The 25,144-nt window shown below is 65.6% G+C and carries 24 protein-coding genes; 14 read left to right on the top strand and 10 right to left on the bottom strand.

Translation table 11 applies throughout. The features are described 5' to 3' along the window. The first annotated feature begins 169 nt into the window (after positions 1-169). Together ppnN and CXQ81_RS13915 are read left to right on the top strand one after the other, a co-directional pair. A complete protein-coding gene (ppnN, locus tag CXQ81_RS13920; protein WP_101337516.1) occupies positions 170-1,543 on the top strand; it encodes a nucleotide 5'-monophosphate nucleosidase PpnN in 1,374 nt (457 codons plus the stop codon). A gap of 168 nt (positions 1,544-1,711) precedes the next feature. Further along, positions 1,712-2,029 (top strand): DUF2388 domain-containing protein, encoded by a 318-nt coding sequence (locus CXQ81_RS13915; protein WP_007924983.1) that lies wholly within the window; start codon positions 1,712-1,714, stop codon positions 2,027-2,029. A gap of 53 nt (positions 2,030-2,082) precedes the next feature. Here CXQ81_RS13915 and CXQ81_RS13910 read toward each other — a convergent pair whose 3' ends face one another. Further along, positions 2,083-2,697, bottom strand: a complete 615-nt coding sequence (locus CXQ81_RS13910) for an NAD(P)H-dependent oxidoreductase (protein ID WP_101337515.1) — start codon at positions 2,695-2,697, stop codon at positions 2,083-2,085. 104 nt (positions 2,698-2,801) lie between these two features. Here CXQ81_RS13910 and CXQ81_RS13905 point away from each other — a divergent pair, with 104 nt between their 5' ends. After that, positions 2,802-3,428 carry a TetR/AcrR family transcriptional regulator gene (locus tag CXQ81_RS13905; protein WP_101337514.1) on the top strand — a complete coding sequence of 209 codons (627 nt, stop codon included), beginning with the start codon at positions 2,802-2,804 and terminating at the stop codon, positions 3,426-3,428. Here the strand turns inward: CXQ81_RS13905 and CXQ81_RS13900 are convergent. Beyond that, the gene (locus tag CXQ81_RS13900) at positions 3,425-4,666 is read right to left on the bottom strand and encodes an MFS transporter (protein WP_101337513.1); all 1,242 of its coding nucleotides are present in this window, start codon (positions 4,664-4,666) and stop codon (positions 3,425-3,427) included. The two genes, CXQ81_RS13905 and CXQ81_RS13900, sit on opposite strands and share 4 nt — an antisense overlap. Before the next feature lie 135 nt (positions 4,667-4,801). Further along, a complete protein-coding gene (locus tag CXQ81_RS13895; protein ID WP_101337512.1) occupies positions 4,802-5,761 on the bottom strand; it encodes an AraC family transcriptional regulator ligand-binding domain-containing protein in 960 nt (319 codons plus the stop codon). Positions 5,762-5,830: 69 nt separating this feature from the next. Here CXQ81_RS13895 and CXQ81_RS13890 point away from each other — a divergent pair, with 69 nt between their 5' ends. The 6 genes from CXQ81_RS13890 to CXQ81_RS13865 all read left to right on the top strand — a co-directional run bounded on the left by CXQ81_RS13890 (position 5,831) and on the right by CXQ81_RS13865 (position 9,673). Then, on the top strand, positions 5,831-6,685 hold the full coding sequence (locus tag CXQ81_RS13890; protein WP_101337511.1) for a sterol desaturase family protein: 855 nt from the start codon (positions 5,831-5,833) through the stop codon (positions 6,683-6,685). After that, complete coding sequence (locus tag CXQ81_RS13885; RefSeq protein WP_101337510.1) at positions 6,682-7,278, top strand: NADPH-dependent FMN reductase; 597 nt, start codon at positions 6,682-6,684, stop codon at positions 7,276-7,278. Before CXQ81_RS13890 ends, CXQ81_RS13885 begins: the two co-directional genes overlap by 4 nt. A gap of 301 nt (positions 7,279-7,579) precedes the next feature. Continuing rightward, positions 7,580-8,299 carry a phosphatidylcholine synthase gene (pcsA, locus tag CXQ81_RS13880; RefSeq protein ID WP_007924962.1) on the top strand — a complete coding sequence of 240 codons (720 nt, stop codon included), beginning with the start codon at positions 7,580-7,582 and terminating at the stop codon, positions 8,297-8,299. Between the two features lie 36 nt (positions 8,300-8,335). After that, a complete protein-coding gene (locus CXQ81_RS13875) occupies positions 8,336-8,701 on the top strand; it encodes a DUF2784 domain-containing protein (protein WP_009043256.1) in 366 nt (121 codons plus the stop codon). 116 nt (positions 8,702-8,817) lie between these two features. Next, positions 8,818-9,216, top strand: coding sequence for a hypothetical protein (locus tag CXQ81_RS13870; RefSeq protein ID WP_007924960.1), 399 nt, complete (start codon positions 8,818-8,820; stop codon positions 9,214-9,216). Between the two features lie 16 nt (positions 9,217-9,232). Beyond that, positions 9,233-9,673 (top strand): GNAT family N-acetyltransferase, encoded by a 441-nt coding sequence (locus tag CXQ81_RS13865; RefSeq protein ID WP_101337509.1) that lies wholly within the window; start codon positions 9,233-9,235, stop codon positions 9,671-9,673. Between the two features lie 14 nt (positions 9,674-9,687). On the opposite strand, the gene CXQ81_RS13860 is transcribed toward CXQ81_RS13865, so the two are convergent. Together CXQ81_RS13860 and CXQ81_RS13855 are read right to left on the bottom strand one after the other, a co-directional pair. After that, entirely contained in the window at positions 9,688-11,028 is a 1,341-nt protein-coding gene (locus tag CXQ81_RS13860) for a dicarboxylate/amino acid:cation symporter (protein ID WP_101337508.1), read from the bottom strand. Positions 11,029-11,119: 91 nt separating this feature from the next. Continuing rightward, positions 11,120-12,175 carry a tartrate dehydrogenase gene (locus CXQ81_RS13855; protein WP_101337507.1) on the bottom strand — a complete coding sequence of 352 codons (1,056 nt, stop codon included), beginning with the start codon at positions 12,173-12,175 and terminating at the stop codon, positions 11,120-11,122. Between the two features lie 137 nt (positions 12,176-12,312). On the opposite strand from CXQ81_RS13855, the gene CXQ81_RS13850 reads away from it, so the two are divergent. Next, the gene (locus tag CXQ81_RS13850) at positions 12,313-13,242 is read left to right on the top strand and encodes a LysR family transcriptional regulator (RefSeq protein ID WP_101337506.1); all 930 of its coding nucleotides are present in this window, start codon (positions 12,313-12,315) and stop codon (positions 13,240-13,242) included. 61 nt (positions 13,243-13,303) lie between these two features. On the opposite strand, the gene CXQ81_RS13845 is transcribed toward CXQ81_RS13850, so the two are convergent. The 3 genes from CXQ81_RS13845 to CXQ81_RS13835 form a co-directional block, all read right to left on the bottom strand. Further along, on the bottom strand, positions 13,304-13,714 hold the full coding sequence (locus CXQ81_RS13845) for a hypothetical protein (protein WP_101337505.1): 411 nt from the start codon (positions 13,712-13,714) through the stop codon (positions 13,304-13,306). A 93-nt stretch (positions 13,715-13,807) separates the two neighbouring features. After that, entirely contained in the window at positions 13,808-14,647 is an 840-nt protein-coding gene (locus CXQ81_RS13840; protein ID WP_101337504.1) for a helix-turn-helix domain-containing protein, read from the bottom strand. A 114-nt stretch (positions 14,648-14,761) separates the two neighbouring features. Further along, complete coding sequence (locus tag CXQ81_RS13835; protein ID WP_101337503.1) at positions 14,762-15,322, bottom strand: TetR/AcrR family transcriptional regulator; 561 nt, start codon at positions 15,320-15,322, stop codon at positions 14,762-14,764. Positions 15,323-15,493: 171 nt separating this feature from the next. Here CXQ81_RS13835 and CXQ81_RS13830 point away from each other — a divergent pair, with 171 nt between their 5' ends. The 3 genes from CXQ81_RS13830 to CXQ81_RS13820 are packed head-to-tail and all read left to right on the top strand — an operon-like array spanning position 15,494 to position 21,222. Next, complete coding sequence (locus CXQ81_RS13830) at positions 15,494-16,657, top strand: MexC family multidrug efflux RND transporter periplasmic adaptor subunit (RefSeq protein ID WP_101337502.1); 1,164 nt, start codon at positions 15,494-15,496, stop codon at positions 16,655-16,657. A gap of 27 nt (positions 16,658-16,684) precedes the next feature. After that, on the top strand, positions 16,685-19,825 hold the full coding sequence (locus tag CXQ81_RS13825; RefSeq protein WP_101337501.1) for an efflux RND transporter permease subunit: 3,141 nt from the start codon (positions 16,685-16,687) through the stop codon (positions 19,823-19,825). 5 nt (positions 19,826-19,830) lie between these two features. Further along, on the top strand, positions 19,831-21,222 hold the full coding sequence (locus tag CXQ81_RS13820; protein WP_101337500.1) for an efflux transporter outer membrane subunit: 1,392 nt from the start codon (positions 19,831-19,833) through the stop codon (positions 21,220-21,222). A 91-nt stretch (positions 21,223-21,313) separates the two neighbouring features. Here CXQ81_RS13820 and CXQ81_RS13815 read toward each other — a convergent pair whose 3' ends face one another. After that, entirely contained in the window at positions 21,314-22,276 is a 963-nt protein-coding gene (locus CXQ81_RS13815) for a GlxA family transcriptional regulator (RefSeq protein ID WP_101337499.1), read from the bottom strand. Between the two features lie 107 nt (positions 22,277-22,383). On the opposite strand from CXQ81_RS13815, the gene CXQ81_RS13810 reads away from it, so the two are divergent. Further along, entirely contained in the window at positions 22,384-22,929 is a 546-nt protein-coding gene (locus CXQ81_RS13810; protein ID WP_007924949.1) for a thioesterase family protein, read from the top strand. 116 nt (positions 22,930-23,045) lie between these two features. Here the strand turns inward: CXQ81_RS13810 and CXQ81_RS13805 are convergent, their stop codons facing one another. Continuing rightward, entirely contained in the window at positions 23,046-25,034 is a 1,989-nt protein-coding gene (locus CXQ81_RS13805; RefSeq protein WP_101337498.1) for a U32 family peptidase, read from the bottom strand. Positions 25,035-25,144: the final 110 nt, after the last annotated feature.

The raw sequence follows: 25,144 nt of genomic DNA, 5'->3' as shown, positions 1-25,144 counted from the left end.
CCAGCTGTGAGAAAGTAGCGTGGCGGACGCGCCGCACGTTCCGGTGGCCCCGTTTGCCTTCGCGTGGTGAAGCCCGGGAGAATGTTTTTCCCGGCGTCCCGCCCGCCGCTCACTATTCTTAAGCCATGGGCCCGCATGGGCCGGTGGTCTCGCTTTCAAGGAATCCAGAATGCATTCAAGACACGTCATCAACGCTTCGGTCAGCCCCAAAGGCAGCCTGGAGACTTTGTCCCAACGTGAAGTGCAACAACTCAGCGAAGCCGGTTCCGGCAGCATCTATGCCCTGTTCCGCCAGTGCGCCCTGGCCATCCTCAACACCGGCGCCCATGTCGATAACGCCAAGACCATTCTCGACGCCTACAAGGATTTCGAAGTCCGCATCCACCAGCAGGACCGCGGCGTGCGCCTGGAACTGCTGAACGCCCCGGCCGATGCCTTCGTCGATGGCGAGATGATCGCCAGCACCCGGGAAATGCTGTTCAGCGCCCTGCGCGACATCGTCTACACCGAAAGCGAACTGGCCAGCCAGCGCATCGACCTGGAAAGCTCCCAGGGCATCACCGACTACGTCTTCCACCTGCTGCGCAACGCCCGCACCCTGCGTCCGGGCGTGGAACCGAAGATGGTGGTGTGCTGGGGCGGCCACTCGATCAGCACCGAGGAATACCAGTACACCAAGAAGGTCGGCCATGAGCTGGGCCTGCGCAAACTGGATGTCTGCACCGGCTGCGGCCCGGGCGTGATGAAAGGCCCGATGAAGGGCGCGACCATCGCCCATGCCAAGCAGCGCATGAGCGGCAGCCGTTACCTGGGGCTCACCGAGCCGGGCATCATCGCCGCCGAGGCGCCGAACCCGATCGTCAACGAGCTGGTGATCCTGCCGGACATCGAGAAGCGCCTGGAAGCCTTCGTCCGCGTCGGCCACGGCATCATCATTTTCCCGGGCGGCGCCGGCACCGCCGAGGAGTTCCTGTACCTGCTGGGCATCCTCATGCACCCGGACAACCGCGACCTGCCGTTCCCGGTGATCCTCACCGGGCCGAAAAGCGCCGCGCCCTACCTGGAGCAACTGCACGCCTTCGTCGGCGCAACCCTGGGCGATGCAGCCCACAGCTTGTATCAGATCATCATTGACGACCCGGCCGAGGTCGCCCGGCAGATGACCGAGGGGCTCAAGGAGGTCAAGCAGTTCCGCCGCGAACGCAACGACGCCTTCCACTTCAACTGGCTGCTGAAAATCGACGAAGGCTTCCAGCGCCCGTTCGACCCGACCCACGCCAACATGGCCGGCCTGCAACTGGACCGCGCACTGCCGTCCCACGAACTGGCGGCCAACCTGCGCCGCGCGTTCTCCGGCATCGTCGCCGGCAACGTCAAGGACAAGGGCATCCGTCTGATCGAGAAGCACGGCCCGTACGAAATCCACGGCGACACGGCGATCATGCAGCCGCTGGATCACCTGCTCAAATCCTTCGTCCAGCAGCACCGGATGAAACTGCCGGGCGGCGCGGCCTATGTGCCGTGCTACCGGGTCGTCAGCTGACAGCCCAGTGATAGCTGCCCCCGGTGCAATGCCGGGGGCTGCTGGCTGCCCCACAGAAAACGCCCGGCCAGCGGCCACCGCGAGCGCCCGGGGAACTCCCGGGCAGTGCCGCGCATCCTAGATTGTGTAGTACTTCCTTTTCGCTTCACGCTGTCGGAGGACGCCCCCATGCGCCGCCTATTACTCGTTTCTTCGTTGTTGCTCTGTCTGCCCGCAGGTTCAGCCATGGCCCGTGTCGATGCGGGTGATGTCGCCACCTCCGCAGGGGTTTCCGCCTCGCTGTACTCGACCTTCAAGGACGACAAGATGGTGATTCCCGCCCGTGACGACGCCTCCAGCTTCGTCGCCAGCGGTGGCGCCATCCGTGGCGTCTACCTGGAGTCGGTGCTGCAGAAAATCCGCCAGGAAAACCCAGGCCTCAACGCCAGCGATGAAGAACTGGCCAGGGCGATCCTCACTCAACAGGCGCAGCCCGCCGGGCACTGACGGCCGAAGCCGTCCTGCGCTCCGCGACCGGGACGTCGCGGAGCCTTATCCCCTCATCCCGCCTGGACCGCCGCGGCGGCGTTGGCGCGACTGAACAGATTGCGACCGATGGCCCGGGCCGTGCACAGATGCAGCGCCGGATCCTGGCTTTCCGATTCCAGCAGCAACTCCGAGGTCAGCACCCGCGCCCCGCAGTAGTCGAAGATCCCGTGGTCGATCTGGGTCTTCATCGCCGTCTCGTAGCCGTGGCGCCCGTAAGTGCCGGCATCGGCCCCACCGACGCCGAGCAGATGCACCCGCAGGTGTCCGAGTTTCTTCTCAAACCTATTGGCTTCGAGGTTGAAATCGAACGCCCAGCCGTTGGCGAACACCCGGTCGATCCAGCCCTTGAGCAGCGCCGGCATCGACCACCAGTACACCGGATAGACCAGCACCAGTGCATCGGCGCGGTCGATGCGCGCCTGCTCGGCCAGCACGTCGGCCGGTGGCTGCTCCTGCCGGCGGTGGACCGCGTGGTCGGCGACGTTGAAGCGTGGGTCGAACGCCTCGGCGAACAGGTCGGCGATCTCGAACGAGTGGGACGGCCCAATCCCCTCGGCGACCTGGGCCGCCAGGCTGTGGCTGAGGGAGCGGGGATCATGGTGGGCGACAACGATAAGCGCATGCATGGCGAAGACTCCTGCCGATGGAGGCAAATTGGATTGAGGGCGGCAACCAGGCCCTATATACTTTTGGTAAGTTACGAACAGTAAGTTACTTTTGGTATATAAGCATGTCAAGCACCCCCTCCGAGGCTTCACCCCCCCGTCGCCGCCTGTCCCGCGAAGAGCGCCTGCAACAGTTGCTGGAAGTGGCCTGGCAATTGATCGGCGCGGAAGGCACCGAAGCCCTGACCCTGGGCCGCCTCGCCGAACAGGCTGGGGTGACCAAGCCGGTGGTCTATGACCATTTCGTCACCCGCGCAGGATTGCTGGCGGCGCTGTACCAGGACTTCGATGCACGCCAGACATTGCTGATGGACGCCGCCCTGGACCGCAGCGAAGCGACCCTGGCCAGCCGCGCGGCGGTCATCGCCGGCTCTTACGTCGATTGTGTGCTGACCCAAGGCCGCGAGATCCCCGGGGTGATCGCCGCGCTGGCCAGTTCGCCGGAACTGGCGCGGATCAAGGAGGAGTACGAGCTGATCTTCCTGGAAAAATGCCGCGCCGCCCTCGCCCCCTTCGCGGCGCCCGGGACCATAGCCACGGCTGGCCTGCGGGCGATGCTCGGGGCGGCCGAGGCCCTGTCCCACGCCGCGGCCACTGGAGAGATCAGCCGCGAGCAAGCCCGCGATGAGCTGTTCGACACCATTGTCGCCATGGTCGAGCGCAGTGCGCGGCGTGGCGCCGGCCCGGTCTAACCGGCTTCGCCTGCCACTGCCACGGCAGGTTTCATCGAGCCGAACCACCAGGTGACCAGAGCGCACAAGGCCATGACGCCGCAGGTGCCGACAAACACCGTGCGCATGCCGAAGTGCCCACCGAGAAAGCCCCCGGCCAGGGGGCCGAGCACCTGCCCGACGTACTGGCTGGAGGTCGAGTAGCCGAGCATCCGCCCGGCGATGTTTTCCGGCACCGAATGGCGAATGATGCTGGAGATGCAGGGCAACAGGCCGCCCAGGGCCAGGCCCATGAGAAAGCGCAGCAGCACCAGTTGCCAGGGCGCGCTGACCAGCGCCTGGGGAATCAGCAGCAGGGCCGCGGCGGCCAGGCACACAGTCAGCACCCGCCAGTGGCCGATACGGTCGGCCAGTTTGCCCAACTGCGACGCGGAAATAATGCTGCCCAGGGCCGCGGCGGACATCACCAGCCCCGCCATCAGGGTGACGTTTTCCGCCCGCAGTTCCTGCAGGTACACGGTGATGATCGGCTCGATGGACATGGTCGCGAACATCAGCAGGCAGGCCACAGCGAACATGCTCAGCACCGGCCTTTTGTCCTGCACCGATGCCCAGGAGTTGTCCGGCGCCTGGCCCTTTTGCGTGGCCGGGCGCGGCTCGCGCGGCGCCTCCTTCAGCAGAAAGGTGGTGGCCAGGAAGGTCACGAAGATCACCGCGCCGGCGATGAAGAAGGTATTGCGGATGCCGATCAGCGGCGGCAGCAGACCACCCACCAATGGCCCGGCCAGGCTGCCGGCCATGATCCCCGAAGACAGCACGCCCAGGGCCCAGCCGGAGCGCGCCTTGGGGGTTTGCGTGGCGACCAGGATGGTCGCCCCCGAGGCATAGCCGCCGAGCAAGCCCGCCAGCAGGCGCAACAGCACCAGTTGCCAGACGTTCTCCGCCAGGCCGATCAGCGACATGGCCACGGCCATGCCGAGGCTGGCGCGGATCAGCATCAGCTTGCGCCCATAGCGGTCACCCAGGCGGCCCCACAAGGGCGCGGTGATCGCCGCCGACAGGAAGGTCGCACCAAACGCCACGCCGGACCACTGGACGATGGCCGCCGGGTCGCTGACCCCCAGTTGCTCGACGTACAACGGCAGGAACGGCAGCAGCAGGGTCATCGCGACAATGGTGGTGAACGCCCCCAGGGCGCACACCGCGAGGTTGCGCTGCCAGTAGCGTTCGGCGGGAGACAGCGGCTGCGGGGTGGACATCGGGGCGCTCCATCGGTCAGGGACGGGGCCACGCTACAGGCTCGATTTCGATAAATAAAATTCATGTTTTTTATAGAGTGGATTCCTTTAAGGAATCCGCGCAACACCTGCGGTGATGCCGCGAGCCTGATGGATTCAGTCGCGCTTCCAGCGCTTGCGCGCATGCAGGTACGCCGCGAGGTCACCGTAACCCAGCTGGGCCGCCATCTGGGCACGGCTCTCGCCGAGAAACTCCAGCTGTTGCTCCAGCTCGGCGCGGACCTGATCGAGCAACTGGCGAAAGGTCATGCCCTGCTCCTCCAGGCGCCGACGCAAGGTGCGCGGGCTCTGGTACAGCGCCTCGGCCTGGTTCTCCAGGCTCGGCACCACGCCACGGGCCAGGCTGTCGCGCATGCTGGCCGCGACCTTGCCGGTCCAGCCGGCCAGTTGCAGGCGCTGGGCCAGGCGGCGGTCCAGCTCGCTGCGCAACAACGCCTGCATGCCGGCGTGACGCGTCAGCAGCGGCAGGCGCTGGGTGGCCTGGTCGTAGTACAGGCAGTTGTGCAGGCAGTCGAATTCGAGGTTGTCGCCGAACCACTGGCGGTATTGCGCGTGGTACGCCGGGCGCGGATGGCTGAAGCAGGCGCGTACCGGTTGCACGGGTTGCCCGGTGCTTTGCCGCATCTGGGTCAGGGCCATGACGCAGTAATGCTCCACCACGTAGCGGGTCAGCCCGGCGGGCGCGTCGATGCACAGTTCGACGCCGAGCAGCTCGCCGTCGCTGACCAGCTTCAGGCTGTCCATGTCCGAGGCCAGCGCGGCGTAGTCGGCCCAGCATTGCATGGCGCCGCGCACGTCCGGGCAGTACAGGCAGATGTAGGCCAGTACGTGCAGGTCCTGGGGGGTGAATTCGCCGAACAGGTGCAGGCCGATGGCCGGGTCGCGCTCCGCCGCCAGGCGCCACAACTGTTCCAGTTCCAGCAGGTTGTAATCCTGGCGGTCGCCGCGGGTCTGGCGCTGCAGGACCCGCTCCAGCACCCGGCCGAGCTGGCCCCGGTGAAAACGGCGGACCGGTTGATTGGCCTCTTCGCCAGTGTTTTTGTCCAGTTCGCGCATAGGGTCCGGGCGGCTCTTGGTTTCTTATTGTTCGGGCAATGCCCATGTCGGGCCTGACTCGAGATTGCCATGAATACAACAATGCTCGCCAACAATCCAATCCTGGTCGTGGCCGGGATTTTCCTCGGTTTCATCCTCCTGGAAATCGCCTGTACCTGCTTTCGCCAGCCCAAGGGCCAGCGCCGCGATGTGCTGATCGAGATCATCGGTTCCTCGCTGTTGCTGGGCCTCACCTTCCCCTTGGTGATGTTCCTCAGCACCCTGCTGCTCGACACCTTCGCGCCGTCCCTGAAGAACAGCCTGGGCGACCTGCACTGGGTGGCGGGCGCGGCCCTGTTCCTGTTGCTCGATGACATGACCCAGTACTGGTGGCATCGCCTGACCCACCGCCTGCCGTTCCTCTACGCGCTGCACCGCGCGCACCATTCGGCGCCGTACATGAGCATCCGCATCGTCTACCGCAACAACAGCTTCTATTACCTGCTGATGCCGGGCATCTGGCTCTCCGGCCTGCTCATCTACCTGGGCCTGGCGCCGGTCTACTACGGCTACCTGATCGTCAAGATGACGGTGATCTTCGCCGCCCACAGCAGCGTCGCCTGGGACGACAGGCTCTATCGCATCCCGGCCCTGCGCCCGCTGATGTGGCTGCTGGAGCGGACCATCTCGACCCCTTCCACCCACTCCGCCCACCACGGCCTGAACGCCAAGGACGGGGTGACCCATTACAAAGGCAATTTCGGCAATCTGCTGTTCTTCTGGGACGTGCTGTTCGGCACCGCGAAAATCACTCGCCGCCGGCCCATCGCCTATGGCATCGAAGACTTGCGCCCCATCAGCTGGCAGCAGGAACTGTTCTGGCCGCTGGTGCGTTCGCCCAAACCCGCAGCGCGTCCCGAAGCCAAGCAGGAGGTGGTGCAATGAGCCTGCATATCGCGCTGCTCGCCGGCTCCAGCCAAGTCGGCAGCCAGTCGGCCAAGGTCGCCCATTACCTGGGCCAACGCCTGCAACAGCTGAAACTCTGCGAGCAGGTCACGTTGCTTGACCTCGGGCGCTCGCCCTTGCCGCTCTGGCCAAGCCCGGACTCGAACAGCGCCTGGAGCCAGTACTCGGCCAGCTTGCTGCAGGCCGACGCGCTGGTGGTGGTGACGCCGGAGTGGAACGGCATGGCCTGCCCGGCCATCAAGAATTTCTTCGTGTATGCCGGCCACACCGAGCTGGGGCACAAGCCGGCGTTGCTGGTCGGGGTCTCGGCCGGCGTGGGCGGCACCTACCCGCTCGCCGAGCTGCGCGTCTCCAGCTACAAGAACTGCCGGATCTGCTACCTGCCGGAACAGCTGATCGTTCGCCAGGTGGAAGGCGTATTCAATGCGCATTCCGCGCCCACGCCTGAAGAACGCCACCTGCGTGCCCGCGCCGACTGGAGCCTGGAAGTCCTGGCCGAATACGCCGGCGCGCTGAAGCACCTGCGCTCGCGCATCGATATCCGCGCCGTGCCCTTCGCCAACGGAATGTAGCCACGCAATACAGGGAGTGAACGCTCCGGGGGGGCACCCTGCCTCCCCGGCGCCGTGAAGGAATTCGCTTTCGCCAAGGCTCGTCCCGGCCAACTGTGGCTACAGTCTTATAAGTCGCCACGGGCTTGGCATCCTGCTGCACGCGGGCAAGTCCATGAGCGGCCTGACAAAGACACGGGCAAGGGTGAACCTTATCGCCGCCTGCCCGGTCGATAGATGCAATCTGGCCAGGTTTGGCGATAAGCCCCCGTTTCTTCCAATGGGGCGTCGCACGGCTGGTTTCATTTCCTGGAGAACGCCCGTGATAACGACCCGACACATCGCCAGTCTCAAAGCCTGGGGCGCCCATGGTTTCACCGCGACCGGCGTGGTCACGGCCTTTCTCGCCACCCTGGCGCTGTTCGACAACCAGCCCAAGGCCTGCCTGCTGTGGCTGGGCGTGGCGCTGATCGTCGATGGGGTCGACGGCTCGCTGGCGCGCAAGGTCAATGTGCAGTCGGTGCTGCCGCATTTCGACGGCTCGGTGCTGGACCTGGTGATCGACTACCTGACCTATGTGTTCATCCCGGCGCTGTTCATCTATCGCTACATCCCGCTGCCGGACTACAGCGCGCTGCTGGCGACCTCGGTGATCCTGGTGTCGTCGCTGTTCTGCTTCTGCAACGTCAACATGAAGAGCAAGGACAACTATTTCGTCGGCTTTCCCGCGGCCTGGAACGTGGTGGCGCTGGCGCTGTACATCCTTGCCCCGACACCCTGGCTGAGCCTGTCGAGCATCGTGGTCCTGGCGCTGCTGACCCTGACCCGGATGAAATTCCTGCACCCCTTCCGCGTGCGCCGCTTCATGCCGGTGAACATCGCAGTGACCGCCATCTGGCTGCTGTGCAGCCTATCGCTGGTGATCAACCATCCCTACAATGGCCCCTGGGTGATGGGCTTGTGGCTGGCCATGTCGGCGTACTTCCTGGGCATCTGTATCTGGCGCACCGCGCTGGGCTGGTTCGACCGCGCGCGAACCTGAACCCCTGCTGTACCCCTGACCGCAACGAGACTCGACATGCTCTACCGCTTCGCCGCTGACGCCCTGGTATCGCTGCACCTGGCCTTTATCCTGTTCGTACTCTTCGGCGGCCTGCTGGTGCTCAAGTGGCCGCGCCTGGCCTGGCTGCACCTGCCCGCCGCGACCTGGGGCGTGGCGGTCGAAGTCTTCCACCTGCCCTGCCCGCTGACCGAGTGGGAAAACCGCCTGCGCCACGGTGCCGGCCAGCAGGGGTATGGCGACGGTTTCATCGAACACTACCTGATCCCGCTGATCTACCCGGCCGGGCTGACGCCGCAGATCCAGCTGGGCCTCGGCGCGCTGGTGCTGCTGATCAACGCCCTGGTCTACGGGCGCCTGCTGTGGCGGCGCCGGCAGCCTTGAAAAAATCCGCGGCATGGCTGGCGAATCCCGCGCCACAGCCTGCCCCCGTCTGTGTATATTTCCAGGCAACCCCGTGGGCAACGGCGATCCGCGATCGCTTCGAGTGGAGTCCATAGATGCCCGATTTCCAGATCCGCCAGCCTTGCCCGCCCGGTGCCTGCGATTGCGAGCGCGAACGCCTGCTGCAAACCCCTGGCACCGACCTGCGCATCCTCGGCCTGACCCGCCAGGAGGAAAAGCGCCTGCTCGAGCGGCTGGAGAACCTGCAAAGCTTGAGCGACCTCGAACACATGCAGCGGCGGATGTACGAACTGCTGGGCATCCGCGTGCAGATCGCCCCCAGCTTCAACGAAGTGCGCAGCATGCGCGGCATCGCCATCCAGCTCGACGAGCTGCCGGGCCTGTGTCGCAAGACCCGCCAGTCGATTCCCGCCGCGATCCGCCGCGGCCTGGAGAAGAACCCGGAAATCGCCTACCGCCTGCTCGACGCCCACGACCTGTTGCGCGACGCCTGAACTGGAAATCTCCTCTATGAAAACCGCCGTCACGGCCAGCCCCTTGATCGTTATCAGCAACACCATCGACAGCACCTTCGAAACCCTGCTCGGCAAGGGCCTCGCCGCCTTCAACGAGCAGATGACCGGCTACAACGATCGCCAGCCCCTGGCCGTGGAACTCAAGGACCCGCAAACCGGCCAGGTACTGGGCGGCATCAGCGGCCGCACCTCCCTGGGCCTGTTGTTCATCGACCTGTTCTACCTGCCCGACAGCCTGCGCGGCTCGGGCCTCGGCGCCCGACTGCTGCAGGCTTGCGAAGACGAAGGCCGGCGCCGCGGCTGCCGCTCGGCCGTGCTCTACACCCTGAGCTTCCAGGCGCCGTCGTTCTACGAAAAACACGGCTGGCAACGCTTCGGCGAGATCCCTTGCGAACCCGCGGGCAGCAGCCGGGTCTTCATGAGCAAGGCCTTGTAGGCGACCAGGGCTGCCTAGGCCCGAGAGGCCTTCTCCAGGCCGGGCAGCAAGGTGCCAGCCCCTTTCGCCGGCGGCGTGCTGTCAGGCGCCGGCTGCGCCTCTTGCACTTCGCCATTGAACGCCTTGTGCATCTTCGCCGTGTCCAGTGCCCCCACCCATTTGGCGATGGCCAGGGTGCCGACCCCGTTGCCGATGGTGTTGGTGATCGCCCGCGCTTCCGACATGAAGCGGTCGACGCCCAACAGCAGGACCATGCCCGCCACCGGAATGGTGCCCAGCGACGCCAGGGTCGCCGCCAGAATGATGAACCCCGAACCTGTGACCCCCGCCGAGCCCTTGGAGGTGAACATCAGCACCGCCAGCACGATCAACTGATCGGTGAGGGTCAGCGGCGTGTTGGTCGCCTGGGCGATGAAGATGGCGGCGATGGTGTAGTAGATCGCCTGCCCGTCCGGGTTGAAGGTCAGGCCCGAGGGAATGATCATCCCGGCCACCGGCTTGGACACACCGGCCTTTTCCATCTTGGAAATCATCTGCGGCAGCACCGACTCCGAGGAGCTGGTGCCGAGCACGGTGAACAGCTCCTCCTTGATGAAACGCAGGAACTTCCACAGGCTGAAACCGCTGTAGCGGCAGATCGGCCCCAGCACGAAGATCACGAACAGCACGCAGGTCAGGTAGACGCAGGCCATCAGCTTGCCAAGGGAAAACAGCGAGCCGAAACCGTATTTGCCGATGGTGAAGGCAATGGCGCCGAACGCGCCGATGGGGGCCAGGCGCATGACCATGTTGACGATGCGGAACATGCCCTGCATCAGGCTATCCAGGGCATCGACGAAGAACTTGCCCCGCGGTCCGACCTGGGCCAGGGCAATGCCCAGCAGGATGGAAAACAGCAGGATCTGCAGGACGTTGCCCTTGGCGAACGCATCGACGATGGTGTCGGGAATGATGTTGAGCACGAAGTCCATGAACGAGGCGTGCCTGGCGGCGCTGGTGTAGGTGCCCAGGCTGGACGTATCGAGGCTGGCGACATCGATGTTCATGCCGGCGCCGGGCTTGAACACATCCACCACCACCAGCCCCACCACCAGCGCCAGGGTGGAGACCACCTCGAAATAGATCAGCGCGCGAAAGCCGACCCGGCCCAGCTCCTTCATGCTTTCCATGCGGGCGATGCCGGTGACCACGGTGAGGAAGATCACCGGCGCCAGGAGCATCTTGATCAACTTGATAAAGGCGTCGCCCAGGGGTTTCAGCGCGGCACCGGTTTCCGGTAGCAGCACCCCGACCAGGGCGCCGAGCATCACGGCGATAAGGACTTGCACATAGAGTTTGCCAAGTATTCTTTTCATCACAGGGCCCTGATTCTTATTGTTGTCAGGAAATGCCAGGGGCGCGGATCGCGACCCGCCCCCTGGCGTTGTGCCGCAGTACGACTGTGAATCAGCGATTGATCAGGGCGAGCACCGCGTCGGTGACCTGCCGGGTGCTGGCCGTGCCGCCCAGGTCAGGCGTGTGCAGGCCGCTCTCGGTCACCGCCTCGATGGCCGACATCAGTTGCTTGGCCGCGGCCGCTTCACCCAGGTGTTCGAGCATCATCGCCGCCGTCCAGAAGGTCGCGATCGGGTTGGCCACGCCCTTGCCGGTGATGTCGAAGGCCGAGCCGTGGATCGGCTCGAACATCGAGGGAAAACGCCGCGCAGGGTTGAGGTTGGCGGTCGGGGCGATGCCCAGGCTGCCGGACAGCGCCGCCGCCAGGTCGGAGAGGATGTCGGCGTGCAGGTTGGTGGCGACTATCACGTCCAGGGTCGCCGGTTTCAGCACCATGCGTGTGGTCACCGCGTCCACCAGTTCCTTGTCGATCTTGACGTCCGGGAAGTCCCGGGCGACCTCATAGAAGATCTCATCCCACAGCACCATGCCATGGCGCTGGGCGTTGGACTTGGTGACCAGGGTCAGGTGCTTGCGCGGACGGCTTTGCGCCAGCTCGAAGGCAAAACGGTGAATGCGCTCGACCCCGGCCCGGGTGAACACCGAAACCTCGGTCGCCACCTCTTCAGGCAAGCCGCGGTGCACCCGGCCGCCGTTGCCGGAGTACTCGCCCTCGGAGTTTTCCCGCACCACCACCCAATCGATCTGCTCGCCGTTGTGCAACGGGCTTTTCACCCCAGGCAGCACCCGCGCCGGACGCACATTGGCGTACTGGTCGAAACCCTGGCAGATCGGCAGGCGCAGGCCCCACAGGGAAATATGGTCCGGCACGTTGAGGGCGCCGACCGCGCCGAAGAAGATCGCGTCGAAGGTCTTCAGCTCCGCCAGGCCGCCTTCGGGAATGTAGTAGCCGTTTTTCAGGTAGTTGTCGGAGTTCCAGTCGAAGTGTTTGAAGTCCAGCTGGAAGGCCGACTTCTTCGCCAGCGCCTGTAACACCTCGACGCCCGCGGCGATCACTTCCACACCGATGCCATCACCCGGGATCGCGGCAATTGTGTATGCACTCATGGTCCACCCCTTTCTCGTTGCCTTCTTGTTGTGCCTGTCGGACAAGGCTGTCCAGACAGGGTGTGGGCGGAGTATATGTAGTGAGAAAAGCCCCATGAGTTACTCAAAATCACTACATACATAACTTTGAGTTACCAATGAACCCGAGCCTCGACCTGTCGTTTTTCTACCTGCTGGCCAACAAGGGCAGCCTCGCCGCCACTGCCCGCGAGCTGGGCGTCACCCCACCGGCGGTGAGCAAGCGCCTGTCCGCGCTGGAAGCACGGCTGGGTATCCGCCTGGTCAACCGCACCACCCGCTCCATGAGCCTGACCACTGAAGGTGAGCTGTATTTCTCCCACGCGGCGCGCATCCTGACCCAGATCGACGAGGTCGAGCAGTTGCTCGGCAGCAGCCGGGCGACACCCAAGGGCCTGATCCGGGTCAATGCCTCCCTGGGGTTCGGCCGGCGTTACATCGGCCCGGCCCTGGCCGCGTTCTTCGCGCGCTACCCCGAGGTGGAAATCCAGCTGGAAATCAGCGACCACCCGCTGGACCTCGCGACCCACGGCTTCGACCTGGGCATCCGTTTCGGCAGCCTGCCGGACGCGGCTTTCCATGCGCGCAAGATCGCCTCCAACCGCCGCCTGTTATGCGCCTCACCGCTGTACCTGCAAAAGCATGGCGTGCCGCAACGCCTGGCGGACCTGCAGCAGCACAACTGCATCTTCCTGCGCCAGAACGAGACGCCCTACGGGGTGTGGAGCTTCACCAACGGCGGGCGCACGCAGAACGTCAAGGTCCGCGGCGCCCTGGGCTGCAACGACGGCGAGGTGGCCCTGAACTGGGCCCTGGAAGGTTATGGCATCCTGCTGCGGGCCGAATGGGACATCGCCCGTTACGTGCGCAGCGGCCGCCTGCGCCTGGTGCTGGAAGACCAGACGCCGACCCGCGCCGACGTCTATGCGGTCTACCCGCAACAGCTGCATTTGTCGGCGCGGGTGCGCAGCCTGATCGACTTCCTGGTGGAACGTTTCAAGCACATCGACAACCTCGACGAGCCGGGGTCGCCGCTCACCCTGCCGTAGGAGCGAGCGGGCGGCGATCCGACTGGCCCGCGCTGGCCGCGACGCGGTCTGCCGGGAACACCTACCAGTTATGGCTATTGATCCGCTTGTGGCCCAGCAACTGGTCGACCAGGGCCACGGCGGCCGCCTTCGAAGCGCAGTGCAGCAAGGGGTAGCCCCAGAACTTGCGGTAGGTTTCGGCGAAGGCTTCCACCCGGGCCTGGGTCGCGCCGTCGGGGGCGATCACGATGCTGGCCCTGATCCAGCGGCGGATCGCCTCCTTGTTGCGCTTCATCCACAAGGAGGCCTGCTTGAGGCTGGCCTGGGCGTCTTCGCCCTGCTGCGGTTGTTCGCCGGGCGCGTCGGCGGTCACCAGCACAAAGGGCTTCTGGCGTTGCAGCAGTTGGTCGAGCTGGCTGAAAGGATCGGTCTGGCCGGCCGCGCCGTGGTAGTGCATCCAGACCAGGGGAAACTGACGATGGTCGATGTTCATAAGGCTTCCTCGACAAGAGACAAACAAGAATGCCTATCATCTGCAAAGGAAGACTTGTCTGCATCAGTCAACCTGGACAAGCTATTGACCGATTCAGCCAAATGAAGATTCGGCGTCCCGGACCGGCGAATGGTCGCCCAGCAGCATCCCGCGCTCGGCGAGAAAGCGCGCCGGCGGCTGGCCCACGGCCTTCTTGAACATGCGGATAAAGGCACTGGCGCTTTCATAACCCAGGCCCAGCGCCACACTCTCCACCGACTCGCCCCGGGCCAGGCGCTTGATTCCCAGCAGGATGTGCAACTGGCGTTGCCACTGGCCGAAACTCAAGCCGGTCTCGGCCAGGATCAGCCGGCTCAGGTTGCGTTCGCTCATGCCGATCCGCTCGCCCCAGCCACCCAGGCTGCGACGCTCGGCCGGCTGCTCGATGATCGACGCGGCCATATCGCGCAACTGCGAGTGCCGGGGCATGGGCAGGTGGATCTGTTCCTGGGGCGCGGCGGCCAGTTCATCCAGGGCCACCGCCATCAGTCGCCCCTGCGGGCCGTCGAGATCATAGAGCTCGGGCACTTCCACGCAACGCTTGAGCAGTTCCTGCAACAGCGGCGAAACCGCCAGGGTGCAACAGGCCCCGGGCAGGCCGCGGACCTGCTCGGGTTCGACGAACAGACAGTAACTCTCGGTCCGCTCCAGCCCCCGCACGTTGTGCCGCATGTCCCCGGGAATCCACACCGCGCATTGCGGCGGTGCCATCCACAGACCTTCGTCGGTCTCGCAGGTGATCACCCCGGCCAGCGGGAACAGCAGCTGCGCCTTGCGATGGCTGTGCCAGGGCCGCTCCCAGCGCATGGCCTGGAGGGAGATGCGCAGCGCATACAGCGGCCGGTCGACCCGGTCCGGGTCCTGGGGATGATGTTGGTCGTGCAGTACCGGCATGGCGAAACCCGTGGAGGATGAGACTCGAGCCACTGACCGGCCCGAGCCTCTGACGCAGGGGATTGTGCTGGCCGCTGGACGTTTCGCCAAGCAGCGCCGGCGACACGCCGGGAATCAGGACGACGGCGTTGCCGCGCCATGCAGGAACATCTGCTCCATGACCAAAGCCGATCCTGCTGGAGCAGCGCGCCCCAGGCGTTCGGAATCGACGATGCCGCAGATCAGGGTCATGAACAGATCGCTCAACACCGGCGCGCTGACGTCGATGCGCAGGTAACCCTCTTGTTGCGCCCGCAGGAAGAAGGCGTCCAGGGCGTCGATACAGGGCTGCCAGCGATTGCCCTCGGCGTTGGGCGCCATGGTGTCCGGGCGGTACTGGAAGACCATGAACAGCAGCAACTCGCGCTGCGCCAGATTCAACTGGATCAGATTGCGCAGGGCCACCATCGGCGTGGCCTGGTGCAGGTCCGCGGTCTCGATGATCTGCTTCATCACCTCGCAGGTGTGGCTCATCAGCATCTCGATCAGGTTGTCCCGGGTGCCGCAGAACCGGTGCAGGGTGGCCTTGCTCACCCCCGCCGCCTCGGCCAGCTCCTTCAGTGTCCCCCACGGATGGTCGACGATGGCCACGGCCAGCGCCTTGAGGAGTTTTTCGTCGGAAGCGGGCGAAGACATAAAGGCAGACTCATTCTGGGCAGGAAGAACGCACGCATTGTGCAGAAAATCCCTACAAGCTCAAGGGAGTTGACACTTTTTAACACGAAAGAATCATTTGAGACAAATTTGCCTCATAAGATCCTTGAAGATATTATTCGCGCCTTTCCAGAACCAGCCTTCAGGTGAAACATGAATGCTTTGCGCGAATTGCGTGTATTGAGCTTGGCAGCGGTGGCCCTGATGGGCATGGCCGGCTGCGGTAATGGCGAGCAGCCCGGAGCGCAACCGAGTGCGCCCAGGCAGGTCGAGACCCTGACCGTCCACCCCGAGACCCTGGCCCTGAGCAGCGAACTGCCTGGCCGTATCGAGCCGGTGCGGGTCGCTGAAGTGCGGGCGCGGGTGGCCGGTATCGTGATCCAGCGCCACTTCGAGGAAGGCGCGGACGTGAAGGCCGGCGACCTGCTGTTCCAGATCGACCCGGCGCCGCTCAAGGTCGCGCTGTCCCGCGCCCAGGGCGAGCTGGCGCGGATCGAGGCGCAACAGAGCGAGACCCAGGCCCGACTCAAGCGTTATGAACAGCTGGCAAAAGTCGAAGCGGTCAGCCAGCAGGACCTCGACACCGCCCGCTCCGCCCTGCAGAGCAGCCAGGCCGCCCGCCAGTCGGCCCGCGCCGATGTGGAAACCGCCCGCCTCAACCTGGGTTACGCCACGGTCCGCGCGCCGATCTCCGGGCGCATCGGCCGGGCCCTGGTCACCGAGGGCGCCCTGGTAGGCCAGGGCGAAGTGACTCTGATGGCGCGCATCCAGCAACTGGACCCGATCTACGCCGACTTCACCCAGCCGGTGGCCGAGGCCCTGCGCCTGCGCGAAGCGCTCAAGCAAGGCAGCCTGACCGCCGGCGAGGAGTCGCGGCTGTCGATCCAGGTCGAGGGCACTGAGTTCCAGAGCCAGGGCGAACTGCTGTTCTCCGACGTCTCGGTGGACCGCGGCACCGGCCAGGTGTCCCTGCGCGGGCGCTTCGACAACCCCGAAAGCACCCTGCTGCCGGGCATGTACGTGCGGGTGAAGGTGCCCCAGGGCACCGACCGCCAGGCCCTGTTGGTGCCGCAACGTGCGGTGCAGCGCGGCAGCGACGGCCAGGCCCGGGTACTGGTGGTGGACGCCAGCGACAGCGTCGCCCAGCGCCCGGTGCAGACCGGCGTCATGCAGGACAAGCGCTGGCAGATCACCCAGGGCCTGGAAAGCGGCGACAAGGTCATAGTCGGCGGCATGAGCGGCCTCAATCCCGGCGACAAGGTCGCCATTCAACAGCCCGATCCGCAACCCGCGCAGCAGCAGGCAGCCCGCCAGTAAGCCCGGCCCCGCGTTCGAGGACACACCATGTCTCTGTTCTTTATCAAACGGCCCAAGTTCGCCTGGGTCGTCGCCTTATTCATTTCCCTGGCCGGCCTGCTGGTGATCCCCGCCCTGCCAGTGGCCCAATACCCCAGCGTGGCGCCGCCGCAGATCAGCATCACCGCCACCTACCCCGGCGCCTCGGCGAAAGTGCTGGTGGATTCGGTCACCAGCGTGATCGAGGAGGAGCTCAACGGCGCCAAGGGCCTGTTGTATTTCGACTCCACCAGCAACTCCAACGGCGTCGCCGAAATCGTCGTCACCTTCGAGCCGGGCGTCCAGCCGGACATGGCTCAGGTGGAGGTGCAGAACCGCCTGAAGAAGGCCGAGGCGCGCCTGCCCCAGGCCGTACTCAGCCAGGGCGTCCAGGTCGAACAGACCAGCGCCGGCTTCCTGATGATCTACGCCCTGAGCTACAAGGAAGGCGCCCGGGAGCAGGACACCACCCTGCTGGCCGACTACGCCGCGCGTAACGTCAACAACGAGATCCGCCGGGTCGAAGGCGTGGGCAAGCTGCAGTTCTTCGCCTCGGAAGCGGCCATGCGGGTCTGGATCGACCCGCAGAGCCTGGTGGGCTACGGCCTGTCCATCGAGGACATCGGCAACGCCATCCGCGCGCAGAACGTGCAGGTCCCGGCGGGCAGTTTCGGCAGCGCCCCGGGCGCGGTCGGCCAGGAGCTGACCGCCACCCTGGCGGTCAAGGGCACCCTGGACAACCCCGAGGAATTCGCGCGCATCGTGCTGCGCGCCAACCAGGACGGCTCCAAGGTCACCCTGGGCGACGTGGCGCGGATCCAGGTCGGCAGCCAGGACTACAACTTCACCACCCGCCTCAACGGCAAGCCGGCGGTGGGCGCGGCCATCCAGCTGTCGCCGGGGGCCAACGCGATCAAGACCGCCAGCGCGGTCAAGGAGCGCTTGCACGAGCTGTCGGTGAATTTTCCGGAGAACGTCCAGTACTCCGTGCCCTACGACACCTCGCGCTTCGTCGACGTGGCCATCGAAAAGGTCATCCACACCCTGATCGAAGCCATGGTCCTGGTGTTCCTGGTGATGTTCCTGTTCCTGCAGAACCTGCGCTACACCCTGATCCCCAGCATCGTGGTGCCGGTGTGCCTGGCCGGTACGCTGACGGTGATGTACCTGCTGGGCTTCTCGGTGAACATGATGACCATGTTCGGCATGGTGCTGGCCATCGGCATCCTGGTGGACGACGCCATTGTGGTGGTGGAGAACGTCGAGCGGATCATGGCCGAGGAAGGCCTGTCCCCGGCGGCGGCTACCGTCAAGGCCATGGGCCAGGTGTCGGGGGCGATCATCGGCATCACCCTGGTGCTGTCGGCGGTGTTCATGCCGCTGGCGTTCATGGCCGGCTCGGTGGGGGTCATCTACCAGCAGTTCTCGCTGTCGCTGGCGGTGTCGATCCTGTTCTCCGGGTTCCTCGCGCTGACCTTCACCCCGGCGCTGTGCGCCACCCTGCTCAAGCCGGTGGCCCCGGGGCACCATGAGAAGCGCGGCTTCTTCGGTGCCTTCAACCGCCTGTTCGGCCGCCTGACCGAGCGCTACAGCGCCTTGAACAACCACCTGGTGCGGCGCGCCGGGCGCTACATGCTGGTCTACCTGGGCGTGGTGATGCTGCTGGGCGTCGTCTACCTGCGCCTGCCCGAGTCCTTCGTGCCCGTGGAAGACCAGGGCTACATGATCGTCGACGTGCAACTGCCACCGGGCGCCTCCCGCGAGCGCGCCTCGGCCACCGGCCAGCAGCTGGAGCAGTTCCTCGCCTCCCGCGAGGCCGTGGCCAACACCTTCCTGGTGCTGGGGTTCAGCTTCTCCGGGCAAGGCGAGAACGCCGCCCTGGCCTTCCCGACCCTGACAGACTGGTCGCAACGCGGCGCCGAGCAGTCGGCCGAGGCGGAAACCGCCCAGGTCAACCAGCGCTTCGCCAGCCCCGACGACGGTACGGTGATGGCCGTCAGCCCGCCGCCAATCGATGGCATGGGCAACTCCGGCGGTTTCTCCCTGCGCCTGCAGGACCGTGGCGGCCTGGGGCGCGAAGCCCTGCTGGCAGCCCGCGACCAGTTGCTCGGCGAAACCTACGACAACCCGAAGATCCTCTACGCGATGATGGAAGGCCTGGCCGAGGCGCCACAGCTGCGCCTGGACATCGACCGGGACAAGGCCCAGGCCCAGGGGGTGGGGTTCGATGCGATCAACAACGCCCTGTCCACCGCCTTCGGCTCGGCGGTGATCAACGACTTCGCCAACGCCGGGCGCCAGCAACGAGTGGTGGTACAGGCCGACCAGAGCCAGCGCATGACCCCGGAAAGCGTGCTCAAGCTCTACATTCCCAACAACAGCGGCGCCCTGGTGCCCCTGAGTGCCTTTGTCTCCACCCATTGGGAAGAAGGCCCGGTGCAGATCGCCCGCTACAACGGCTACCCGACCATTCGCATCTCCGGCGACGCCATGCCCGGGGTCAGCACCGGCGAGGCCATGGCCGAGATCGAACGCCTGGCGGCCCATCTGCCGGCCGGCATCGGCTATGAATGGACCGGCCTGTCGTACCAGGAAAAGATCGCCAGCGGCCAGGCCCTGCAACTCTTCGCCCTGGCCTTCGTGGTGGTGTTCCTGCTGCTAGTGGCGCTGTACGAGAGCTGGACCATTCCCCTGGTGGTGATGTTGATCGTGCCGGTGGGCGCCCTCGGCTCGGTGCTGGCGGTGACCGCCGTCGGCATGCCCAACGACGTGTACTTCAAGGTCGGCCTGATCACCATCATCGGCCTGGCGGCGAAGAACGCGATCCTGATCGTCGAGTTCGCCAAGGACCTCCGGGCCGAGGGCTATAGCCTGCGGGACGCGGCCCTCAAGGCGGCGCGCCTGCGCTTCCGGCCGATCGTCATGACCTCCCTGGCGTTCATCCTCGGCGTGGTGCCGCTGGCCCTGGCCACCGGCGCCGGCGCGGCCAGCCAGCGCGCCATCGGCACCGGGGTGATCGGCGGCATGCTCAGTGCCACCCTGCTGGGGGTGATCTTCGTCCCGATCTTCTTTGTTTGGGTGCTGTCGCTGCTGCGCCGCGAACCCACGACGAGCAACGATGACCTGCAACCCGCGCGGACCGAGGAATGACCGGCATGAAATCCAACCCCCTGATCTACGCCGCCCTGCCCCTGGCCCTGCTGCTGGCCGGCTGCTCCCTGGCGCCGCGCTACGAGCGTCCGCCGGCGCCGATCGCCGCGACCTGGGAAGACCAGGCCGCGACGCCGAAGGAGCTGCCGCAGTGGCAAGCCTTTGTCCTCGATCCCGACCTGCGGGCGCTGGTGGACAGCGCCCTGGCCAACAACCGCTCGCTGCGCCAGGCGCTGCTGGATATCGAGGCGGCCCGGGCGCAATACCGCATCCAGCGCGCCGACCGCCTGCCGGGGTTGAACGCCAGCGGCTCGGGCAACCGCCAGCGCCTGCCGGCCGACCTGTCGTCCAGCCAGACGGCCGGGGTGTCCAGCACCTACCAGGTGGGGCTGAGCCTGCCGGAGTACGAGATCGACCTGTTCGGCCGTGTGCGCAACCTGTCGGACGCCGCCCTGGAGCAATACCTGGCCACCGAGGAAGCCACCCGCGCCAGCCAGCTGGCGCTGATCTCCGAGGTGATCCAGGCCTACCTGACCTGGGACGGCGCCCAACGCCAGCTGGCCCTGACCCGGGACACCCTGCGCAGCCGCGAACAGTCCCTGGAACTGATCGGCCAGCGGCGTACCATCGGCACCGCCACGGCCCTGGATTATCAGGAGGCCCAGGGCCTGGTGGAGCAATCCCGGGCCGAGCTGGAAAACACCGACCGCCAGCTGCGTCTGGCGCGCAATGCCCTGACCCTGCTGGTGGGCACCCCGGACGCGCTGCCCGCCCAACCACGTGACGAACTGTTGCTGGTGCAGGACATGCTGCCCGGGGCGCCGTCCGAGCTGCTCGCCCGACGTCCGGACGTGCTGGCCAGCGAGCATCGGCTCAAGGCTCGCCATGCCGATATCGGCGCGGCACGGGCGGCGTTCTTTCCGCGCATCACCCTGAGCGGCAGCCTGGGCACTTCCAGCAGCGAGATGTCCGGGCTGTTCGACGGCGGTTCGCGGTCCTGGTCGTTCCTGCCTTCGGTGTCGATCCCGATCTTCGCCGGCGGGCGCAACCGGGCCAGCCTGGACCTGGCCGAGGTGCGCAAGGACAGCGCCGTGGCCGCCTACGAAGGCACCCTGCAACAGGCCTTCCGCGAAGTGGCCGACGCCCTTGCCGCCAGCGACACCCTGCGCCGCGAGGAGGCGGCGCGCCAGGGTCTGGCGCGCACCAGCCAGGCCACCCTGGAACTGGCCAAGGCCCGCTACGACAGCGGCCTGGACGATCACCTGCGGTACCTCGACGCCCAGCGCAGTGCGTTCAACGATCAGTCCACGCTGATCCGCATCAGCACCCAGCGCCAGATCGCCCTGGTGGACCTGTTCCGGGCCATGGGCGGTGGCTGGGACAGGCAGCCGCTCTAGGGTTGTACCGCATCCCGGGCAGGGTAGCGGGCAGGCAGGCCCACTGCCCTGCCCGTGTTTTTTTGCGCCGGCCGGCGCTGGTCATCGGCACTCAGCCAGCCGCCTGGAACTTCTTGCGATACGCCGCCGGCAGCAGGCCGAGCCGTTGCTGGAACAGCCGGCGAAACGAGTTGCTGTCTTCGTAGCCCACTTTGTAGGTGATGCTGTCCAGGGTCATGCGCGTGGACTCCAGCAGCTCCTTGGCTTTCTCCAGGCGCAGGGTCTGCAGATAGGCCAGGGGCGTGTAGCCGGTGGCCTCCTTGAAGCGGCGCTTGAAGTTCCTCACGCCAAAGCCAAAACGGCGGGCCGTGTCGTCGATCAGCAGCGGCTGGTCGAAGTGTTCCTCCAGCCAGTCCTGCACCCGCAGGATCTCGCCATCGCCGTGGCTCTTGGGCAGCGACCACATGACATAGACCGACTGCTCGCTGCGCACCTTGTCGATCAGCAGGTACTTGCTGCACTTCTGCGCCAGCTCCAGGGAGGCGAAACGCCGCACCAAATGCAACAGCAGGTCCATGGCCGCGCTCGCGCCGCCGCTGGTGATCAGGCGATCGTCCTCGCAGAGGAGCTGCCCCTCGTCCAGCTCGACCCCGGCATAACGCCGCCGGAACAGCTCGGCGAAGGCCCAGTGGGTGGTGGCGCGAGCGCCCTTCAATAGGCCGGCTTCGGCCAGCAGGAAGGTGGCGGTGCACATCGAGGCCAGCACCGCGCCCCGGGCATGCTGTTGCCGCAACCAGGGCCCATGCCCGGCAAATGCCGGCAAGGCCTCCTTCAGGGTGAAGAGAAAACCGGGGATCAGCACCAGATCGGTCTGGGCGATCTCGGCCACCGAGCGCTGCACCCGCAGCACCTGCCCACCCCAGGCGCTGACATCGGCGCCATCCAGCGAGGCGACCACCACCTCGAACGGCGCGCTGGCGCTGTCGGCGAACAGGTTGGCGGCGCTCAGCACTTCCAGGGCCAGGGTGGCGCTGGCGGCGGAACAGTGATCGGTCAGGAGCAAGGTGACGTGCATAGTGGATTCCGTTGCGCTTTTCGCATGAAAAATGTCATTTGCGCACCTACCTTAGCCGATTCTTCTTCCCTAGAGTGCAGCCATCCTTTTCCATCATCGGTGCACTCATGAATCTCTGGTTCCGCATGCTGCTCATGCTGTTTCGTCGTCCGTGGCGCAAGCCGGTCGCAGGCCTGGCCACCACCGTGGTGCGCATGCGCGTCTGGCCGCTCGACCTCGACCTCAACCGCCACGTCACCAACGGCCGCTACTTCACCCTGGCCGACCTCGGGCGCATGGATTTTGTCCTGCGCAGCGGCGCCTACCGCGTGGCCCTGCGCCACAGGGCGGTGCCGATCGTTGGCGATGTGTGGGGCAAATTCCGCCGGGAACTGAAGTTGTTCGAAGCCTTCGAGGTCCATAGCCGGATCCTCGGCTGGGACGAGAAATGGAGCTTTATGGAACACCGCTTCGTGAGCAAAGGCCGGGTGATCGGCGTGGTGGTGATGCGCGGGCTGTTCCGCTCGGCCAAAGGCACCATCGCCCCCGGCGAGTTCGTCCACGAGCTGGGCGTGGACACCTCTCCCGAGTTGCCACAGTGGCTGCAAGACTGGTCGCAAAGCTGCGACGACATGAGTGTTCAGTTGCGCGCCGAGGAAGATCCAGCGCGTTAAGGCAGTTCGCAGAAACAACAACGCCATTGCCGACCCAGTCGACAATGGCGTTGATGCACGATAGCCAGCGCTTGAACGAGTGAGCAAGCGCGACGCCGAGGCGCCGCGCCCGCCACTCAGTGCGGAGCGCGGGGGATGGTCTTGAGCAGGTCTTCGGGGCTGATGTGGCCGACCACGCTGCCCGGTTGCGGCATGTTGAGGATGTGGCCTTTCATCTTGCCGATGATGTGCATCTCGCACGGTTTGCAGTCGAACTTCAGGGTCAGCACTTCGTCACCGTGAATCAGCTGCATCGGCGCCACCTTGGTGCGCACGCCGGTGACGCCCTTGGCCTGTTTCGGGCACAGGTTGAAGGAGAAACGCAGGCAGTGCTTGGTGATCATCACCGGCACTTCGCCGGCCTCTTCGTGGGCCTCGTAGGCCGCATCGATCAGCTTCACCCCATGGCGATGGTAGAAGTCGCGGGCCTTCTGGTTGTAGACGTTGGCCAGGAACGACAGGTGCGACTCCGGGTACACCGGTGGCGGCGTGGTCTCGGCCTTGCGGCTGCCACGCGGGTGAGCGGCAACCCGCGCGGCGGTCAAGGCTTCGATCACTTCGCGGCGCAAGGCCTTGAGCTGCGAGTTGGGGATGAAGTAAGCCTGCGGCGCATCGAGCTTGATGTCGATGGCGTGGTACTGCGTGGTGCCGAGCTGGCCGAGCAGGTCGCGCAGTTGTTCCAGCGCCTGCTCCGGCTTGTTGGCGACGCCGAACGGGCCGTCCAGGGTCACGCTGGCGCTGATCCCCTCTTCACTGGTCGCGGTCACTTCCAGCTGTTCTTCGCGCAGGCGCGCGACCCAGCTCAGGGCCACGCGACGCTCGGACGAAGTCTTCTGCAGGGCCTGCTGCCAGTTGTGATCGAGGTTGCGGTTCAGCGGGTGGTTCGGCCGCAGCTTGTACAGGCCTTCCGGCATCTCGTTGGGCTCGACGCGATAGCGATAGCGCTTTTCGCCGTCCTCTTCGAACTCGCCCTTGGGCTCGGCGATGTTGGCGCGAAAACCCACCACTTCGCGCTTGACCAGCACGTTGAGGCCGTCGCCGTTGGACAACGGCTCATGGGTCACCACGTGCAGGTCGCGCTTGGCGACTTTCTCCACCACGCCCACCGGCAGGCCGGTAAAGGTCGGCGAGTCGAAGGCGCCGATGTCGATCTTGCGATCGGTGACGAAATAATCGGTGCTGCCGCGGTGGAAAGTCTTTTCCGGGTCGGGCAGGAAGAAGTGCGCGGTGCGGCCGCTGGAAGCGCGGGCCAGGTCGATACGGTCTTCGAGCACATCGTCCAGGCGCTGGCGGTAATAGGCAGTGATGTTCTTCACATAGCCCATGTCCTTGTAGCGCCCTTCGATCTTGAACGAACGCACGCCGGCTTCCACCAGGGCGCGGATGTTGGCGCTCTGGTTGTTGTCCTTCATCGACAGCAGGTGCTTCTCGTAGGCGATCACACCGCCCTTTTCATCCTTGAGGGTGTACGGCAGGCGGCAGGCCTGGGAGCAGTCGCCACGGTTGGCGCTGCGGCCAGTCTGCGCATGGGAGATGTTGCACTGGCCGGAGAAGGCCACGCACAGCGCACCATGGATGAAGAACTCGATCGCCGCGTCGGTCTCGTCGGCGATGGCGCGGATTTCCTGCAGGTTCAGCTCGCGGGCCAGGACCAGTTGCGAGAAGCCGGCCTGGTCGAGGAACTTGGCCCGGGCCAGGGTGCGGATATCGGTCTGGGTGCTGGCGTGCAGCTCGATCGGCGGAATGTCCAGCTCCATCACGCCCAGGTCCTGGACGATCAACGCATCGACGCCCGCGTCGTACAGCTGGTGGATCAGCTTGCGCGCCGGCTCCAGCTCGTTGTCGTGGAGGATGGTGTTGATGGTGGTGAAGATCCGCGCGTGGTAACGGCGGGCGAACTCCACCAGCTCGGCGATTTCACTCACTTCGTTGCAGGCGTTGTGGCGCGCGCCGAAGCTCGGGCCGCCGATGTACACGGCGTCGGCGCCATGCAGGATGGCCTCGCGGGCGATGGCAACATCGCGGGCAGGGCTGAGCAATTCCAGGTGATGCTTGGGCAAGGACATATTTTTTTAGTCAGGCTTGTCACAGTCGAGGCGCGCATTGTAGCGGCGAAACGCCTGACCGGCACCCGTGTACTGCCCGGTGGCGCCCACTCGCCGAGCGGCACCACCGG

The organism is Pseudomonas sp. 09C 129 (assembly GCF_002843625.1).
GTDB lineage: Bacteria > Pseudomonadota > Gammaproteobacteria > Pseudomonadales > Pseudomonadaceae > Aquipseudomonas > Aquipseudomonas chlororaphis.
Note: the sequence above shows the minus strand (reverse complement) of the source record. Positions and strands in the feature narration are given on the sequence as shown.

Excerpts from the sequence above, each read along its gene's own strand:
- ppnN (WP_101337516.1), top strand. The coding sequence starts at position 170 with ATGCATTCAAGACACGTCATCAACGCTTCGGTCAGCCCCAAAGGCAGC.
- CXQ81_RS13915 (WP_007924983.1), top strand. The coding sequence starts at position 1,712 with ATGCGCCGCCTATTACTCGTTTCTTCGTTGTTGCTCTGTCTGCCCGCA.
- CXQ81_RS13910 (WP_101337515.1), bottom strand. The coding sequence starts at position 2,697 with ATGCATGCGCTTATCGTTGTCGCCCACCATGATCCCCGCTCCCTCAGC.
- CXQ81_RS13905 (WP_101337514.1), top strand. The coding sequence starts at position 2,802 with ATGTCAAGCACCCCCTCCGAGGCTTCACCCCCCCGTCGCCGCCTGTCC.
- CXQ81_RS13900 (WP_101337513.1), bottom strand. The coding sequence starts at position 4,666 with ATGTCCACCCCGCAGCCGCTGTCTCCCGCCGAACGCTACTGGCAGCGC.
- CXQ81_RS13895 (WP_101337512.1), bottom strand. The coding sequence starts at position 5,761 with ATGCGCGAACTGGACAAAAACACTGGCGAAGAGGCCAATCAACCGGTC.
- CXQ81_RS13890 (WP_101337511.1), top strand. The coding sequence starts at position 5,831 with ATGAATACAACAATGCTCGCCAACAATCCAATCCTGGTCGTGGCCGGG.
- CXQ81_RS13885 (WP_101337510.1), top strand. The coding sequence starts at position 6,682 with ATGAGCCTGCATATCGCGCTGCTCGCCGGCTCCAGCCAAGTCGGCAGC.
- CXQ81_RS13875 (WP_009043256.1), top strand. The coding sequence starts at position 8,336 with ATGCTCTACCGCTTCGCCGCTGACGCCCTGGTATCGCTGCACCTGGCC.
- CXQ81_RS13870 (WP_007924960.1), top strand. The coding sequence starts at position 8,818 with ATGCCCGATTTCCAGATCCGCCAGCCTTGCCCGCCCGGTGCCTGCGAT.
- CXQ81_RS13865 (WP_101337509.1), top strand. The coding sequence starts at position 9,233 with ATGAAAACCGCCGTCACGGCCAGCCCCTTGATCGTTATCAGCAACACC.
- CXQ81_RS13860 (WP_101337508.1), bottom strand. The coding sequence starts at position 11,028 with ATGAAAAGAATACTTGGCAAACTCTATGTGCAAGTCCTTATCGCCGTG.
- CXQ81_RS13855 (WP_101337507.1), bottom strand. The coding sequence starts at position 12,175 with ATGAGTGCATACACAATTGCCGCGATCCCGGGTGATGGCATCGGTGTG.
- CXQ81_RS13850 (WP_101337506.1), top strand. The coding sequence starts at position 12,313 with ATGAACCCGAGCCTCGACCTGTCGTTTTTCTACCTGCTGGCCAACAAG.
- CXQ81_RS13845 (WP_101337505.1), bottom strand. The coding sequence starts at position 13,714 with ATGAACATCGACCATCGTCAGTTTCCCCTGGTCTGGATGCACTACCAC.
- CXQ81_RS13840 (WP_101337504.1), bottom strand. The coding sequence starts at position 14,647 with ATGCCGGTACTGCACGACCAACATCATCCCCAGGACCCGGACCGGGTC.
- CXQ81_RS13835 (WP_101337503.1), bottom strand. The coding sequence starts at position 15,322 with ATGTCTTCGCCCGCTTCCGACGAAAAACTCCTCAAGGCGCTGGCCGTG.
- CXQ81_RS13830 (WP_101337502.1), top strand. The coding sequence starts at position 15,494 with ATGAATGCTTTGCGCGAATTGCGTGTATTGAGCTTGGCAGCGGTGGCC.
- CXQ81_RS13825 (WP_101337501.1), top strand. The coding sequence starts at position 16,685 with ATGTCTCTGTTCTTTATCAAACGGCCCAAGTTCGCCTGGGTCGTCGCC.
- CXQ81_RS13820 (WP_101337500.1), top strand. The coding sequence starts at position 19,831 with ATGAAATCCAACCCCCTGATCTACGCCGCCCTGCCCCTGGCCCTGCTG.
- CXQ81_RS13815 (WP_101337499.1), bottom strand. The coding sequence starts at position 22,276 with ATGCACGTCACCTTGCTCCTGACCGATCACTGTTCCGCCGCCAGCGCC.
- CXQ81_RS13810 (WP_007924949.1), top strand. The coding sequence starts at position 22,384 with ATGAATCTCTGGTTCCGCATGCTGCTCATGCTGTTTCGTCGTCCGTGG.
- CXQ81_RS13805 (WP_101337498.1), bottom strand. The coding sequence starts at position 25,034 with ATGTCCTTGCCCAAGCATCACCTGGAATTGCTCAGCCCTGCCCGCGAT.